General features: G+C 67.5%; 14 protein-coding genes. 6 read left to right on the top strand and 8 right to left on the bottom strand.

What is annotated here, in order from left to right:
- Positions 1-210: 210 nt before the first annotated feature.
- The 3 genes from ACZK45_RS03315 to ACZK45_RS03305 all read right to left on the bottom strand — a co-directional run bounded on the left by ACZK45_RS03315 (position 211) and on the right by ACZK45_RS03305 (position 3,083).
- Complete coding sequence (locus ACZK45_RS03315; RefSeq protein ID WP_125895539.1) at positions 211-1,482, bottom strand: sensor histidine kinase; 1,272 nt, start codon at positions 1,480-1,482, stop codon at positions 211-213.
- A gap of 155 nt (positions 1,483-1,637) precedes the next feature.
- Positions 1,638-2,351 carry a response regulator transcription factor gene (locus ACZK45_RS03310; RefSeq protein WP_002811889.1) on the bottom strand — a complete coding sequence of 238 codons (714 nt, stop codon included), beginning with the start codon at positions 2,349-2,351 and terminating at the stop codon, positions 1,638-1,640.
- An 87-nt stretch (positions 2,352-2,438) separates the two neighbouring features.
- Positions 2,439-3,083 carry an arylesterase gene (locus ACZK45_RS03305; protein ID WP_004144386.1) on the bottom strand — a complete coding sequence of 215 codons (645 nt, stop codon included), beginning with the start codon at positions 3,081-3,083 and terminating at the stop codon, positions 2,439-2,441.
- A gap of 75 nt (positions 3,084-3,158) precedes the next feature.
- Here ACZK45_RS03305 and ACZK45_RS03300 point away from each other — a divergent pair, with 75 nt between their 5' ends.
- The 3 genes from ACZK45_RS03300 to ACZK45_RS03290 all read left to right on the top strand — a co-directional run bounded on the left by ACZK45_RS03300 (position 3,159) and on the right by ACZK45_RS03290 (position 6,914).
- Positions 3,159-3,806: an ABC transporter ATP-binding protein gene (locus tag ACZK45_RS03300; protein WP_100437902.1), complete on the top strand. Its 648-nt coding sequence runs from the start codon at positions 3,159-3,161 to the stop codon at positions 3,804-3,806.
- On the top strand, positions 3,803-6,319 hold the full coding sequence (locus tag ACZK45_RS03295) for an ABC transporter permease (protein WP_180838330.1): 2,517 nt from the start codon (positions 3,803-3,805) through the stop codon (positions 6,317-6,319). The genes ACZK45_RS03300 and ACZK45_RS03295 overlap by 4 nt, the downstream gene beginning before the upstream one ends.
- A 109-nt stretch (positions 6,320-6,428) precedes the next feature.
- Entirely contained in the window at positions 6,429-6,914 is a 486-nt protein-coding gene (locus tag ACZK45_RS03290; protein WP_478057641.1) for a hypothetical protein, read from the top strand.
- Positions 6,915-7,058: 144 nt separating this feature from the next.
- Here the strand turns inward: ACZK45_RS03290 and ACZK45_RS03285 are convergent, their stop codons facing one another.
- The 5 genes from ACZK45_RS03285 to ACZK45_RS03265 form a co-directional block, all read right to left on the bottom strand.
- Positions 7,059-7,985: a DUF6607 family protein gene (locus ACZK45_RS03285; RefSeq protein WP_478445447.1), complete on the bottom strand. Its 927-nt coding sequence runs from the start codon at positions 7,983-7,985 to the stop codon at positions 7,059-7,061.
- A 73-nt stretch (positions 7,986-8,058) separates the two neighbouring features.
- The gene (locus ACZK45_RS03280; RefSeq protein WP_100434059.1) at positions 8,059-8,658 is read right to left on the bottom strand and encodes a ChuX/HutX family heme-like substrate-binding protein; all 600 of its coding nucleotides are present in this window, start codon (positions 8,656-8,658) and stop codon (positions 8,059-8,061) included.
- A gap of 4 nt (positions 8,659-8,662) precedes the next feature.
- Positions 8,663-10,906 (bottom strand): TonB-dependent hemoglobin/transferrin/lactoferrin family receptor, encoded by a 2,244-nt coding sequence (locus ACZK45_RS03275; RefSeq protein WP_478445446.1) that lies wholly within the window; start codon positions 10,904-10,906, stop codon positions 8,663-8,665.
- Positions 10,907-11,059: 153 nt separating this feature from the next.
- Entirely contained in the window at positions 11,060-11,254 is a 195-nt protein-coding gene (hemP, locus tag ACZK45_RS03270) for a hemin uptake protein HemP (protein WP_005412278.1), read from the bottom strand.
- 289 nt (positions 11,255-11,543) lie between these two features.
- A complete protein-coding gene (locus ACZK45_RS03265; RefSeq protein ID WP_032129941.1) occupies positions 11,544-12,515 on the bottom strand; it encodes an aldo/keto reductase in 972 nt (323 codons plus the stop codon).
- A 193-nt stretch (positions 12,516-12,708) separates the two neighbouring features.
- Between ACZK45_RS03265 and ACZK45_RS03260 the strand changes: the two genes are divergently transcribed.
- The 3 genes from ACZK45_RS03260 to ACZK45_RS03250 all read left to right on the top strand — a co-directional run bounded on the left by ACZK45_RS03260 (position 12,709) and on the right by ACZK45_RS03250 (position 15,578).
- Positions 12,709-14,007, top strand: coding sequence for a NupC/NupG family nucleoside CNT transporter (locus ACZK45_RS03260; protein ID WP_049399786.1), 1,299 nt, complete (start codon positions 12,709-12,711; stop codon positions 14,005-14,007).
- Between the two features lie 25 nt (positions 14,008-14,032).
- A complete protein-coding gene (locus tag ACZK45_RS03255) occupies positions 14,033-14,998 on the top strand; it encodes a ribokinase (RefSeq protein ID WP_032129936.1) in 966 nt (321 codons plus the stop codon).
- A 148-nt stretch (positions 14,999-15,146) separates the two neighbouring features.
- On the top strand, positions 15,147-15,578 hold the full coding sequence (locus tag ACZK45_RS03250; RefSeq protein ID WP_125895534.1) for a hypothetical protein: 432 nt from the start codon (positions 15,147-15,149) through the stop codon (positions 15,576-15,578).
- Positions 15,579-15,670 lie beyond the last annotated feature (92 nt).

Genomic DNA, 15,670 nt, shown 5'->3' with positions numbered 1-15,670 from the left:
GTGGATCTACTGCGGATCGCGGGAAACTGTCGAAGGCGGGGCGGTGTGGGTTTGCAGGACCGTTGGCGCCATGGATGGCGCCATCGAGCCCCCATGGACGGGTTTACGGCGTGTCCTGCAAACCCACATCGCCCCGCCATTTCACGGAATGCCCGCTTTTGATTTTGATGTCGCCTCGGCGGGTGCCGGGCGCAGCCCGGCAAAAGCCCTCTACCGGAAGATCACCGTGGCCTCGGTGCCCTGACCCGGCTCGCTGGCCAGGCTGACCTTCCAGCCAAAGCGATCGCACAGCCGGCGCACGATCGACAGGCCCAGGCCGGTGCCCTGCGGGCGGCTCGGCTCGGCGCGGTAGAACGGCTCGAAGGCCCGCGACAGTGCGTCGGTCGACATGCCGATACCGGTATCGCGCACCACCACCCGATCGTTGTGCACATGCACGTCGATGCGCCCTTCGTCGGTATAGCTGCACGCGTTGCGCACCAGGTTGCTGACCACCACCTGCAGCACCCGCGGCGGCGCATGCAGCTGCACCGGGCCATCGCTGTGCAGGTGCACCGACACCGGGCGCGTACCCAGCAGTTCGTTGGCGTTGTCCACTTCGTAGCGGACGATGTCATTGACGTCGAACAACTCGACCTGGGGCTCGACGTCGGCCTCGCGGGCAAGGATCAGGAAGGCATCGATCACCGCCTCCATGTCACGGCCGGCACGCTGGATGCGCTGCAGGCTGCGGCGCAGGCGCGGCTCCAGGCTGTCATCGCCCAGCGCCATGTCGCTGGCCACGCGGATGACGGTCAGCGGTGTGCGCAGTTCATGGCTGGCATCGCGGGTGAAATTGCGCTCGCGCGCCACGTGCGCGCTGACCCGGTTGGCCAGCGAATGCAGTGCGGCCGCCAGCTGCCGGGTCTCGCCCTGCATGTCCGCCGGCAGCTTGTTCGGCTCCAGGTCGGCCGCCTCCGGGTGGCCCGGGTCCCAGCGCGAGACGCGCCGCGCCAGCCAGTTCACCGGCGATACCAGGCGCTTGGACGCACGATAGGTGACCCAACTGGCGCCATACACCGCCAGCAGGGTCAGCAGCACCGGCACGATGCCGAACCAGAACGCCAGCATCTCCGCACGCGAACGCAGGAATACCAGGTAGAGGCGGCCGGCCGGGCGCACATCGACCAGCACCAGCTGGTCGTCCTTGGGCAGTTCGTGGAAGCCGGGCTCCAGGTTGCGCAGATTGGCCGGCAACGACAGGGCCGACTGCCCGCTTTCCAGCAGGTAGCCACGGATGTTCTGGGTGTTGGGTGGCGGCTGCACCGGCGAGGCCTCGTGCAGCGTCCAGAAGTACGCCGCCTCCTCGCGCAGGGCGGCGCCGACCAGGCTGTGCTTGATCACCAGCGAAACCAGCCACGCACCGAGCAGGATGCCCAGGCTGGCCAGCACTGCCTGCAGGATGAAAGCGATACGGATCTTGCGCGGCAGGCCGTGCGGCATTGCGGGGTCCCGGTCAGAGCGCTGCGATTATAGGCAGCGCACCGCGCCGTTGGGATGCACGGGCGATGACCGGCGGCACTGCCGGACGGTCATCCCCTGCCCTTGTGCCTGGCCGCAGCCCGGCCCGGCCTGCGGCTGCACCGGCGCGGGCCTGCTCAGGCCATCGGCTGGGCGATGTCGGCAATGCGGTAGCCGGCACTCTGCACGGTATGCAGCAGCGGACGGTCGAACGGCTTGTCGATGATCTTGCGCAGGTTGTACAGGTGGCTGCGCAGGGTGTCCGAATCCGGCAGGCCGTTGCCCCAGATCTCGCGTTCGATCTCCTGGCGGGTGACCACGCGCGGCGATTCGCGCATCAGGATGGTCAGCAGGCGCAGGCCGATCGGCGACAGCTGCAGCTCGGTACCGGCACGGGTGGCACGCATGCTGACCGGATCGAGCACCAGGTCGGCGACCTTCAGCACTTCCGAACCGACCTGGCGACGCTCGCGGCGGATCAGCGCGCGCAGGCGGGCTTCCAGCTCCTGGATCGCGAACGGCTTGGTCAGGTAGTCATCGGCGCCGAAACCGAGGCCGGTGAGCTTGTCGTCCAGCGTGTCGCGTGCCGTGAGCATCAGCACCGGGGTGGACTTGCGCGCATCGTTGCGCAGGCGACGGCACACTTCGATGCCATCCAGGCGCGGCAACATCAAGTCGAGCACCACGACGTCATAGCTGTTTTCCGCCGCAAGGCGGTAGCCATCCAGGCCGTCCTGTGCATAGTCGACTTCGAAGCCGCGACCTTCCAGGTATTCCCCGATCATCTCGGAGATGTTGCGGTTGTCTTCGACCACCAGCACCAAGCCGGAGGTCTCCTTCGTCTGACGCATGTGATTCCCTCTAACTTCAGCTTTGTGAAACATGCCGGATCGACGGTGGACGCGATGTGAAGTTCCGTCAAGAGGTAAACAAACGGTTCAGAGCAGCGGTCTGAGCAGCGGCCAGACGTTGTCCAGCACCTTCGGCTGCGCCTGTGCGGTCGGGTGCAGCCCGTCGGCCTGCATCATGCCCGGCTGCAGGGCCACGCCCTCCAGCAGGAAGGGCAGCAGCGGCACCTTGTACTGCGTGGCCAGCGCCTTGTAGGCCGCCGCCAGGCGCTGGCGATAGGCTGGCCCGTAGTTGGGCGGCACGTCGATGCCCAGCAGCAGCACCTTGGCACCGGCCTTCTGGCTGGCCTGCACCATCTTTTCCAGGTTGCCCTGCACCTGCGCCGGGGTCAGCCCGCGCAGTGCATCGTTGCCGCCGAGGGCAATCACCACCACGGTCGGGTTTTCCTTCGCCAGCAGGCCCGGCAGGCGGGTCAGCGCGCCGGCGGTGGTTTCCCCGCTCATGCTGGCGTTGACGATGCGCGCCGGTGTTTTCGACTGCTGCCTGACCCGCTGCTGCAGCAGGCTCACCCAGCCGGCGTCGGCAGGGATATTGTGGGCAGCACTGAGGCTGTCGCCGAGCACCAGCACGGTGCCAGCCGGACCTTTGGCACACGCCAGCCCAGGCAGCAGCAGGAACCCTAGCAGCAGCACCATCATCACGCCGGCTCGCCGGCTCCATCCCGTCTTGCGCATTGGAGTCTCCTCATCGACAGCCTGTCCCCCCGCAGCGCGTCCGTTGCCATCGCCGTCGACCAGGTCGGCAAATCCGTGCAGGGCCCGGAGGGTGAAGTCCACATACTGGACAACATCACCCTGACCGTCCATGAAGGGACCAGCGCGGCCATCGTCGGTGCCTCCGGTTCCGGCAAGACCACCCTGCTCGGCCTGCTGGCCGGGCTGGACCTGCCCAGCCGCGGCCGCATCGCGCTGGCCGGCCAGGACCTGGCGGCGCTGGACGAGGAGACCCGCGCCCAGCTGCGCGCGCGTGAGGTCGGCTTCGTGTTCCAGAGCTTCCATCTGCTGCCGGCACTGACCGCCGCCGAGAATGTCGCGCTGCCGCTGGAACTGGCCGGGCGCGAAGACCGGGCGCGGGTCGAAGAAGTACTGGCCCAGGTCGGCCTGGCCCATCGCGCCCGCCACTATCCGCGCCAGTTGTCGGGCGGCGAGCAGCAGCGCGTGGCACTGGCACGTGCCTTCGTCACCCGCCCGCGCATCCTGTTCGCCGACGAACCGACCGGCTCGCTGGACCACGCCACCGGCCAGCACATCAGCGACCTGCTGTTCGAACTCAACGCCGGCAGCGGCACCACCCTGGTGCTGGTCACTCACGACCTGCGCCTGGCCCAGCGTTGCCAGTACATCCACCGCATCGACGACGGCCGCCTGCTGCCGGTCGAGCGTGGGGCGCAGGCATGAACCTGCTGCGGCACGCGTGGCGCGCGCTGCGCCGCGAGGCGCTGGCCGGCGACCTGCTGACCGTGTTCGCCGCGCTGGTGCTGGGCGTGGCGGTGATGACCGCAGTCGGCACGCTGGTGAACCGGGTCAACCTGGCACTGACCGGCAGCGCAGCGGAAATGCTAGGCGGCGACCTCGGCATCGCCGGGCGCGATGACCCGCCGCAGGCGTTCGCCGACGAGGCGCAGCGGCGCGGACTGGCCTACACCCGTATCGCCAGCTTCGGCAGCGTGCTGTTCAACGGTGATGCCAGCCAGATGGCCAGCATCAAGGCGGTGCAGGCGGGCTATCCGCTGCGTGGCACGCTGCGGGTGCGGGCCACGCCCGGGGGCGCCCTGATCGACAACGCCGGCATGCCGGCCAAGGGCCAGGCCTATGCCGACCCACGCCTTCTCCAGGGGCTGGGACTGAAGGCCGGTGACGACCTTGAATTCGGCGCTGGCACGCTGCGCATCGCCGGCATCATCGAGGCCGAGCCGGATACCGGCGGCGACCTGCTTACGCTTTCCCCCACCCTGCTGGTCAACCGCGCCGATGTGGAAGGCACCGGCCTGCTCGGTCCGGGCAGCCGCATCAACTACCGGCTGATGTTCGCCGGAGCAGCAGAGCCGATCGCGGCACTTCGGCAATGGCTGCTGCCGCAGGTGAAGGGCCTGCGCCTGCTGAGTGTGGACGACACCCAGCGTGGCGTGCGCCAGGCCTTCGACCTGGCCGGGCGCTTCCTCGGCCTCAGCGCGCTGCTGGCGGTATTGCTGGCCGGTGTTGCCACGGCGCTGGCGGCGAACCGCTTCGCCCTGCGCCGCATCGACCAGGTGGCGATCCTGCGCTGCCTGGGCGCGCGCCAGCGCGACATCCTGTCCGGTCTGGCACTGCAGCTGCTGATGCTGGCGGTGCCGGCCTGCGCACTCGGCATCGGCCTGGGCATGGCGGCGCAGGAGGGCCTGGTGCAGGTGCTGGGCAGTCTGGTGCCGCAGCGCCTGCCGCTGCCCGAGGCAATGCCTGCGCTGACCGGTGCCGGCATCGGGCTGTTGCTGCTGTTCGGCTTCGGCCTGCCACCGCTGCTGCGCCTGCGCGGGGTACCGCCGATGCGGGTGCTCAACCGTTCCTTCGCCGCCCTGCCGCCGGCCTCGCTGCTGGCCTACGTGGCTGCCCTGGCGGCCAGCCTGCTGCTGGCGGTGCAGGTCACCGGTGATCTCAAGCTGGCGCTGTGGGTGCTGGGCGGGTTGGCCGCGCTGGCGGTGGCGGCCGGCGTGGTCGGCTTCGTGCTGCTGCAGCTGCTGCGCGGCCTGCAGCACCGCCTGCATGGCCACTGGCGGCTGGGTCTGGCCGCGCTGACCCGGCGCCGGATGCTGGCGGTGATGCAGCTGGTGGGGCTGTCGCTGTCGCTGTGCGCGCTGTTGCTGCTGGCGGTGACCGGTCCCGGCCTGCTGCAGCAGTGGCGCGAGCGACTGCCCGCGGATACGCCGAACTACTTCCTGATCAACATCCAGCCCGAACAGCGCGACAGCGTACTGGCCGCACTGCGTGGACTGGGCGCCAACGACGCCAGCATCGAACCGATGGCCACTGGCCGCCTGATCGCGATCAACGGCAAGCCGCCGCTGCGCGTGGACCGCTCGCCGGAGCAGAACGGGCAGCCGGCACAGGGCGAAGGCCAGCGCGATGACGACGACGAGAACCGGCCGTTGAACTTCAGCTGGCGCAGCAGCTTCCCGCCGGCCAACACACTGGTCAACGGCACCTTCTGGAAGGCAGACAGCACCGCCGCCGAAGCCTCGGTGGAAATCGGCTGGGCCAAGCGCTACGGCGTGCATCCCGGCGACCGCATCACCATTGCGGTGGGCGAGCAGGAACGCGAGTTCACTGTCACCAGCGTGCGCAAGGCCGACTGGAACACTTTCCGTCCGAACTTCTTCGTGCTGCTGAACCCGAATGCGGTGGGCGATACGCCACACAACCTGCTGTCGGCATTCCATCTACCGGCCGGCAAGGCCGCCGGACTGGGCGAGCTGGTACGCGCGCAGCCGAACCTGTCGCTGCTGGACGTGGACGCGGTGATCTCGCAGGTGCGCGATGTGATGGAACGGGTGGCGCAGGCGGTGCAGCTGGTGATGGTGTTCAGCCTGCTGGCCGGCATGCTGGTGCTGCTGGCCGCGCTGCAGGCCACGGCGGGCGAACGGCGCTACGACAGCGCGGTGCTGCGCACGCTGGGCGCGACCCGGCGCCAGCTGCGTGGCGCGGTACTGGTGGAATTCGGTGCGCTGGGCACACTGGCGGCGTTGCTGGCGGTGGGCGCGGCCGCTGCGATCGGCGTGGCGGTTTCGCAGAAGGTGTTCGAGCTGCCGTTGCTGCCGCCGTGGCCGGGCCTGCTGATCGGCGGCCTGGTCGGCATCGGCTTGAGCCTGCTGGCAGGCTGGTGGGGTACGCGGGCGATCCTGCATACGCCACCAGCACTGGCCCTGCGCGAAGCCTGACGCGATCGTGACACGCTCGGGTGGGGCGCTATGCTGCGCGCCCCACCCGATCAGATCGTCCGGAAGCGCGGAAGGTTGCTCCCGCGCTCCCGAGGTTCAAGGAATGAAGATGAAATACAGCCTCTGCCTGCGCATCCTTCTGGCCAGTTCCCCGCTGCTCACCGCGGTGCTGCCCGCAGGCGCCCGCGCGGCGGAGGGCTATGTTCCTGACGCGGTGCAGGCCTTCGTGCTGGAAACGGTGCTGGCCGATGAAGCGCAAGCCTTCCTCGAGGGCCACCCGACCTATCTGGTTCCGGCCAGCGTGTCACGCACGCGCAGCGATGCCGACGTGGTGGCCGACCTGCGTGCTGAGTTCGACCGGTTCTACCGGGGCCAACCGAAGCCGAGAAAGGAAGTGGCGCACATGGCGATCCTCGTCGCACAGACCGCGCTGCTGCTGCCGGACCGTAGCGCCTGCAGCACGGATCGAGTGCGTTGCCACCAAGCTGTCATGGGCGTCCGCACCCGCGATGACGAGGCCAGCCTGCAGGCTACCCTGCGTGCCTTCCAGGACGCCGGGCTGGACCTGACCACTTTGAGTGGGCCGGCGTCCTGAGTGCATCGCATCCACGCATGGCGTGGATGCAGCGTGCGATCACCGATGGAGAGCGTGCCGAGCAAGCTCGGCACCTACCAGAAGCAGCGGTCGGTAGATCCACGCCATGCGTGGATGCTGCCGTGGAGTCGAGCATGGCTCGACTTACTGGGCCTTTTCCACGTACTTGGCGAACACGTCGTCGATCTGCTTGTCCTTCACCTTCTTGCCGGCCTGGATCTCTTCGGCCTGGGTGAACATCGGGATGATCATCGCCATGCCGTCGATCTTGGTCTTCAGGTGCACGCCCGGCGCCTGGCCGAGGAAGCCGTCCCAGCGCTGGCGCACCTTGGCCCAGTAACCGGCAGTGGCCTTCCAGTAGTTGCGCGCCGGGGTGAAGTCGACCTCGGTGGTCTTCACGTAGTCGTTGAAGCCGAACTCGCGGGCGATCTCCACCTGGCTGCCATCGGCGTTGCGCTGCACCTTGGTGTTGAACTGCTCGTGGGTCCAGCCGTTCGGGGTCAGCGTGTGGCGGTTGATCACAGCCAGCGCGTTGTAGTCACTGCGCTTGGTGTACTCACGGCGCGGCAGCGGACGCCAGCTCAGGTCGCTGCTCCAGCTCGGCACGTTGTTGGTGTAGGTCCACGTGCCGGTGCCGCAGTAGCGCGGCGCGTCACTCACTTCGTAGACGCACTGGGTCCAGGCCCCCTGGTTCACCGCCGCCGGAATGCTGCGCACCTGCCAGGTCTGGTCGGCACTGAATTCGAAGCGGTTCGGCGCTTCGTAGACCCAGTCCTGGCGCCAGTGCTTGGTGACGTGGCCGCTCTTCTCGTCCAGCAGCAGGTGCTGCAGCACGATGCGCTTCGGCGTGTCTTCGACCACGATGACCACTTCGTTGCCGCCACTGCGCATCGCCGGTGCGCGCTCGTAACCCGGCTTCAGCAGCACGGTCTCGTCGAAGGCGAAGTCCACGGTGTACTCACCCTGCATGGCAAGGATGCTGTCGTGGTCACGGGCGATATCGGAGGGCTGCGCGCTGGCCACGCCGCTGGCGGCGAGCACAAGCAGGGCGCTGGCTGTCTGGAGCTTCATCGGGGTCTTCCTTCGGGGTTGCAGATGCGTTGAGAGGCCGTCCGTGGCCGACAGGCGTTCCATCAGGAGTGGGTCACAGGCGGATCAGCGGCAGGTCGCCGGGAATCCGCGGCGCCGGACGCCGCGCGGCATCGGCACAGCAGCAATCGTCGATTGCCAGCTCGCCTTCGGCACCTTCCAGCCGTGCAATGCGACGCGCGGTGGCAGCGCCCAGCGAGGACAGGGTCGACAGGCTGGCGGCCAGGGTGCGGCCATCGTCTGCGGCATGCAGGCGCAGCGCGCACAGGCGCCAGCGCTGCCCCCCCAGATGGCCGGCCAGGCGCCGCCACAGGCGTTCACCGACGCTGGCATCGCTGTCGTGTTCCGGGCCCGGCGGCAGCGCGGCGACCAGCCGGTCCCAGGCCAGGAAGTCACTGTCTGGCAGCAGGTACAGGCGCCACACGCAGCGGCCGCGGCCATCGAGGAAGCACAGGCTTTCGCGCAGGCCCTCGCTGTCCACGCCCTGGCAGGCATGTACACGCACCGCCTGGCGCCAGCCACCCAGCTCATTACCATCGGCGTGGTACAGGCACAGCACGGTGCCGAGCGTGGCCAGCTGTGCCGGGGTCGGCCAGGCCGTGCTGTTCGGCACGGCGATGGAGTCATTCCTGCGGGCGGACAGTGCTCGGCTCATGAGGTCACCAGGAAACGGCAAGGCTGGCGGAGAAGGTGCGGCCCGGGCTGCTGAAGCGATCGCTCAATGCGCGATTGGTGATCAGGCTCGGGGTGATGGACGACCATTCGATGTAGCGCTTGTCGGCCAGGTTGAACACGCCGACATTGAAGGTGGCACCCGGTGCGAAGTTCCAGTGCGCCATCAGGTCCAGCACGCCGTAGCCAGCCGGCTGGTAGACGAACGGCGCCGGTGCATTCGGGTTGGTCTGCGCGGCCGGCGGCGGCAGATGCTTCTTGCGCTGCACGAAGGTGCCGGCCAGCTCGACACCCCAGGTGTCGGTGTCGTACATCAGGCCCAGCGTGCCACGCAGCGGATCGACCGAGGCCAGCGGTTCGTCGTCGGTCTTGTTGTCGCCACGCGACCACGCCAGTGCGCTGCGCAGCGCCCAGCCCTTCAGCGCCGGGCTGAGTTCACCGAATTCGATGCCGGCCTTCATTTCCACACCATAGATGCGCGCGTCGGCGATGTTCTGCGACTGGAACACCATCAGGCCCTGTCCGTTGCGGCCTGTGTTGACGTTGGACTGGATGAAGTCCTTGTAGTCGTTGTAGTAGCCACTGACGCTGACGTACGCCGCCGGCGCGATGAAGCGCAGGCCAAGCTCGTAGCCGTCGCTGGTTTCCGGCTTCAGGTCCGGGTTGGCGATGGCGGTGTAGCCGAAGGCCACGTTGGTCAGGCCGATGTTGACGTCGTTGTACGGCGGCGAACGGAAGCCACGCGCATAGCCGGCGAACAGCGACCACTGGTCGGTGAAGCGCCAGACCATGCCCAGCTTCGGCGACACGCTGGTCTTCTTCAGCTGCGCCACGGCCGTGGTCGGGTTGTCTTCGGCGAAGATGCTGTCCACTTCCGGCTTCAGCTCGTAACGGTCGACGCGCACGCCCGGCACCAGCGACAGCCTGCCGTCGGCCAGGCGCATTTCATCCTGTGCATACAGGCCCAGCTCGGTGGTCTTGCTGATCGGGAAGTCACGCACCGGGAAGGTGTCCGGCAGCACCGTGTTGCTGACCACGCCAGCCTTGCTGACCTGATAGCCGTCGCGCTTCTGGCGGATCTCGGTACGGGTGCCTTCGAAACCGTAGGTCAATGCGTGCTCGACGCTGCCGGTGGTGAACGCCTTGTTGAACTGCGCCTGCAGGCCATAGGCATGCTGGTCGAAGGAGAACACGCGGTGGCGGCGGGTGCCGTCGGTGCGGGTCTCGTCGGTCTGCTGCCGGGTTTCGCTGTTCTGCGCGTACACCTGCCAATGCAGGCTGTCGGCGAACGGCTGGTCCAGCGCATCCATTTCGTGGGCAAAGGACACGCGGGTACGCTTCTGCGTGTCGTGGGACTTCATGCCAGTAGCCGCAGCCATCGCGCCGGGGCGCGGTGCAACGCTGGCAATCGCCGACAACACATTGGTATCGGTGGTGTCTTCGTTGCCTTCCACGGTCAAGCGGAAGCGCTGGTCTTCGCTCGGTGCATAGACCAGCTTGCTGAGCAGGCTGCGGCCGTCGCGGTCCTGCGGATTGGACGCGGTACGGGTGTCGTTGTCGCTGCGCACCGTGCCCTTGTTGTCCGTTTCCTGGCCCTGGTGGTGGTTGACGTTGACCAGGCCGCTCCAGTGGTCGCCACCAAAGGCGGCGGTGGCACCGCCGAGCAGGCCCTTCCACTCACCGTCGTAGCCGAACTTCAGTCCGAAGTAGCTGTTCTTGCCGTCCTTGAGGTAGTCGGCCGGGTCCTTGGTGACGAACGCCACCACGCCGCCCAGCGCATCGGAGCCGTACAGCGAGCTGGCCGGGCCGCGCACGATCTCCACGCGCTTGAGCGTATCGAGGTCGGTGAAGTTGCGGTTGGAACTGGCGAACGAACCGATGTCGAACCGGGTCGGCATGACGATGCCGTCGGTCTGGATGCGCACGCGGTTGCCGTCCAGGCCACGGATGCGGAAACCATCCAGGCCGAAGCGGGTCGCGCTGCGGGTGACCGACAGGCCCGGCTCGTAGCGCACCAGATCCTTGATGTCCTGCACCAGGTGCCGGTCCATCTGCTCACGGTCGATGACGTCCACGGTGGCCGCCACGTCACTCACGGCCCGCTCGGTGCGGGTCGCGGTGACCTGCACCCGGTCAAATTCGCGCGCGTCGGGCGCAGCGGCGGCAGCAGCGTGGGCGGACAGCGGCAACGCCATCCAGACAGCAAGACACAGGGCGGTATGGCGGGTCATCGGGTTCATTCGGTCAGGCAGGGGAACCCCCGGTTACCGGCACACCCGGAAGGTGCACGCGGTAGACCGAGGGGGAGAGAGCGGGAGCGGACGGGTCGCCCACCCTGTCGGCGCTGCCGGCAGGAGGGAGGGAGGCGGGCGACCAGGCCGCGATTACTTGGTCAGGATCAGCTTGTCGTTGCTGGTGTGCCGCAGGCGATAGAAGCGGTCGCCGTGCTGGATCAGAATTTCACGACGGCCCTTGAGCAGGGCTTCACTGTCGATGACCTCTTCCGGCGGAACGACGCGGACCGGTCGATCGCGGAGGGTCAGCGTTTCGGGGCGCAGCAGTACAGGTTGAGCATTCATGAGCATCTGGACTCGTGCGAGGGACGAGTTAAATGATAATGATTCTCAGTTGACAATCAACAACCATTCTCAATTTCATTGATGAGATTAATGATCGAATTCTGAAATTCTATAGATTTCATCTATTGAAAGATGGGGGCACACGGCTTCTGTAGAGTCGAGCCACGCTCGACTGCTCTCGCGCCGTCGCCTGGAAATGCCCGCGCTACGTGCGGAGTCGAGCATGGCTCGACTCTACAAAGGCCCGACCAACCTGGAGTCGAGCGTGGCTCGACTCTCCAAAGGGTTGTCAGGCGAAGACGGCTTCGACCTGGGCCCAGCCGGCCGCGTCGACCTGCTCCAGCACGTCCAGTGCCTGCAGGTTCTGCAGCAGCTGGCTGACCCGGCTGGCGCCGAGGATCACGCTGGAAACGTTCGGGTTGCGCAGGCACCAGGCAATCGCCAGCGTCGCCGGGGCATGGCCGAGCGCGCGTGCCACCTCGCTGAAGCGCCGCACCTGGCCCAGGCGGGCCCCGGCGTCGGCCCCCAGCACCAGGTCCTGCAACCACTCCATGCCTTCCCGCCCCAGCCGCGCATCGGCCGGGATGCCCTGGTCGTACTTGCCAGTGAGCAGGCCCGAGGCGAGCGGCGAGAAGATGGTGGTGCCCAGGCCGGCACCCGCATACAGCGGCGCGTACTCGACCTCGACCCGCTCGCGGTGCAACAGGTTGTACTGCGGCTGCTCCATCGACGGGCCCTGCAGGTTGCGCGCCTCGGCGATGTCCAGCGCCTGCTGGATCTGCGCCGCCGACCACTCCGAAGTGCCCCAGTAGAGGATCTTGCCCTGCCGTACCAGGGTATCCATGGCGTGCACGGTCTCGGCGATCGGCGCGTCCGGATCCGGGCGGTGGCAGTAATAAAGGTCCAGGTAGTCCACCCGCAGGCGCTTGAGCGCGGCATGGCAGGCGTCGGTCACGTGCTTGCGCGACAAGCCGCGCTGGGTCGGCCGCGGGTCCTTGGCACTGCCGAAGAACACCTTGCTGGACACGCAGAAACCGTCGCGCGGCAGTCGCAGGTCGGTGATCACGTCGCCCATGACCTGTTCGGCACGGCCGTTGGCATAACCCTCGGCGTTGTCGAAGAAGTTGACGCCATGATCCCAGGCGGCGGCCACCAGGTTGCGGGCCTCATCGCGCGGGACCTGGTCGCCGAAGGTCACCCAGGCGCCGAAGGACAAGGCGGAAATCGGCAGGCCGGTGGAGCCCAGGCGACGGTATTGCATGCGAATCTCCTGCTGCGGGCCCGCATCCGGGCCGGGATCGAACCCCATTCTACCCGCCGCCGCCAGCCGCAAGCCCTTGCCGTTGCTGGCCTGATCGGTACCGTTGGCCGCGCACACGCTGCTTTTTCTTGCCCCGGCCCCTGCCCTGCACTAGGCTTCCCGTTTTTCGCGACGCCCCAGGGGAGTCACTCACATGGTCGAAGGTTTGGGCAGGATCGGCTTCGGCCTGTTCGGGTTGGCGGTGCTGATCGGCATCACCTGGTTGTTTTCCAATAACAAGCGCGCGGTTGACTGGAAGCTGGTTGCCACCGGTATCACCCTGCAGATCGCCTTTGCGGCGCTGGTGATCCTGGTGCCGGGCGGGCGCGACGTGTTCGACGCGCTGGGCAAGGGCTTCGTCAAGATCCTCAGCTACGTCAACGAGGGCTCGGGCTTCATCTTCGGCTCGTTGATGGACACCAAGAACTACGGCTTCATCTTCGCCTTCCAGGTGTTGCCGACCATCATCTTCTTCTCTGCGTTGATGGGGGTGATGTACCACCTCAACGTCATGCAGGGCATCGTGCGCGTGATGGCCTGGTCGATCACCAAGGTGATGCGCGTGTCCGGTGCTGAAACCACCAGCGTCTGCGCCAGCGTCTTCATCGGCCAGACCGAGGCGCCGCTGACCGTGCGCCCGTACATCGCCAGGATGACCCAGTCCGAGCTGCTGACCATGATGATCGGCGGCATGGCCCACATCGCCGGCGGCGTGCTGGCGGCCTACGTGGGCATGCTCGGCGGTGGCGACCCGGCGCAGCAGGCCTTCTACGCCAAGCACCTGCTGGCGGCCAGCATCATGGCCGCGCCGGCCACGCTGGTCGTGGCCAAGCTGCTGATTCCGGAGACCGGCACCCCGCTGACCCGCGGCACGGTAAAGATGGAAGTCGAGAAGACCTCCAGCAACATCATCGACGCGGCCGCAGCCGGCGCCGGTGACGGCCTGAAGCTGGCGCTGAACATCGGTGCGATGCTGCTGGCCTTTATCGCCCTGATCGCGCTGCTGAACGCCCCGCTGACCTGGATCGGCGATGTGACCGGCCTGGCCGCCGCCATCGGCAAGCCGACCAACCTGTCGACCATCTTCGGTTACGTGCTGGCCCCGATCGCCTGGGTGATCGGCACCCCGTGGGCCGATGCCACCACCGTCGGTTCGCTGATCGGCCAGAAGGTCGTGATCAACGAGTTCGTGGCCTACACCGAGCTGTCGCAGATCGTGAACGGCCAGATCGCCGGCGTGAGCCTGTCCGAGGAAGGTCGTCTGATCGCCACCTACGCGCTGTGCGGCTTCGCCAACTTCAGCTCGATCGCGATCCAGATCGGCGGCATTGGCGGCCTGGCCCCGGAACGTCGCCACGACCTGGCCAAGTTCGGCCTGCGCGCGGTGTTGGGCGGTACCATTGCCACCTTCATGACGGCGACCATCGCCGGCGTGCTGACGCACTTCAGTTGAACCCTTGGTTGAGAAAAGATTCCCTATGAGCAGCAGTGTCGTTGTCGTCGGTTCCTTCAATGTCGATCACGTGTGGCGGTGCGAGTCGCTGCCGGCACCGGGTGCGACCATTGCCGGCCGTTACAGCACCGGCCCCGGTGGCAAGGGCTTCAACCAGGCCGTGGCGGCCTGCCGCGCCGGTGCCGACACGCACTTCGTATGCGCGCTGGGCGACGACGCCGGTGGTGCCACCGCCCGTGAGCTGGCCGCGCAGGATGGATTCGCGCTGATCGCCGAGGCCAGCAGCGAGCCGACCGGCACCGCCGGCATCTACGTCGATGCCCGTGGCCGCAACACCATCGTGATCGGACCGGGTGCCAACGCCGCGCTGAGCACCGACTTCCTGCAACAGCAGCAGGCCCTGCTGACCGGCGCCAAGGTGGTGCTGGTGCAGCTGGAATCGCCGGTGCAGACCATCGAAGCGGCACTGGCCACGGCCCGCGAGGCCGGCGTCACCACCGTGCTCAACACCGCACCGGCCGACGCCCCTTCGACCATCGGCCTGCTCAAGCTGGCCGATGTGATCACCCCGAACGAGACCGAGTTCGCCGCCCTGCTCGGCCGCCATGTCGGTGAGCGCGTGGATGCCAACGACGTCGCCGCGCTGGATGGTGCCAGCCTGCATGCGCTGTGCCGCAAGCTGGTCGGCAACGGTACCGTGGTGGTGACCCTGGGTTCGGTGGGTGTGTTCGTGTCGCATGCCGACGAGAACCTGCGCGGCGATACCCAGCCGTACTACCGCGTGGGTGCCGAACAGGTGCAGGCGATCGACACCACCGGTGCCGGTGACGCCTTCAACGGTGCGCTGGCCGCGTCGCTGGCGCAGGTGGCCGACGCCCCGTTCGCCCGCCACGTGCGCTTCGCCAACCAGTTCGCCGGTCGTTCGACCGAGAAGGAAGGCGCTGCTGCGGCAATGCCGCGCTTCACCCCGGCCGACGTGGAAGTGAAGTAGATCCACGCCATGCGTGGATGGGAGGGCCCGGGTGCGCTGGCATCCGGGCCTTTCTTTTGCCCATTGTCCAGCTCTGCGACCGCCTGCCGCATTGCCCTCACCCCGCCCCTCGCCGAACATCCGCGCAGCTTCTCTGCACGGGCAGGACATGAACGGATTCCCCTGGTTGCTGGTTGCCGCCGCCGGCAGTGCCATCGCAGCCTTGCTGCATATCGGCTGCATTGCCTTTGGGGCCCCCTGGTACCGGTGGTTCGGCGCTGGCCAGCGCATGGTCCGGCTGGCACAGGCGGGGCATTGGTGGCCACCACTGATGACCGCCGGCATTACTGCCGTGCTGGTGGCCTGGACGCTGTACGCGCTGGCAGCCGCAGGCTGGCATTCGCCGCTGCCGGCCAGCCGTCCGGTGCTGTCGGGCATCGCCCTGCTGTTGCTGGTGCGCGCGGCGATGGGCTTCGGGCTGGCGCTGCTCCGGCCCGGCTACAACGGCCGGTACTTCTGGGTAGTCAGTTCACTGGCCTGCCTCAGCCTGGGGCTGGCCTTCGCGTTGGGTACCCGCCAGGCCTGGCAGAGCCTGGGCTAGCCGCCCACCATCGCCCGCCCTTGGGGGCGGCGGAAGCAACCGTCAAGCATCTGTTGATGCCGGTACGGCATGAGCTGGGTGCGGATCGGCCT

The sequence above is a fragment of the Stenotrophomonas sp. 63632_Sma genome (genome assembly GCF_056482875.1).
The sequence above is the reverse complement of the archived record's forward strand: the minus strand, read 5'-3'. Positions and strand labels throughout refer to the sequence as shown.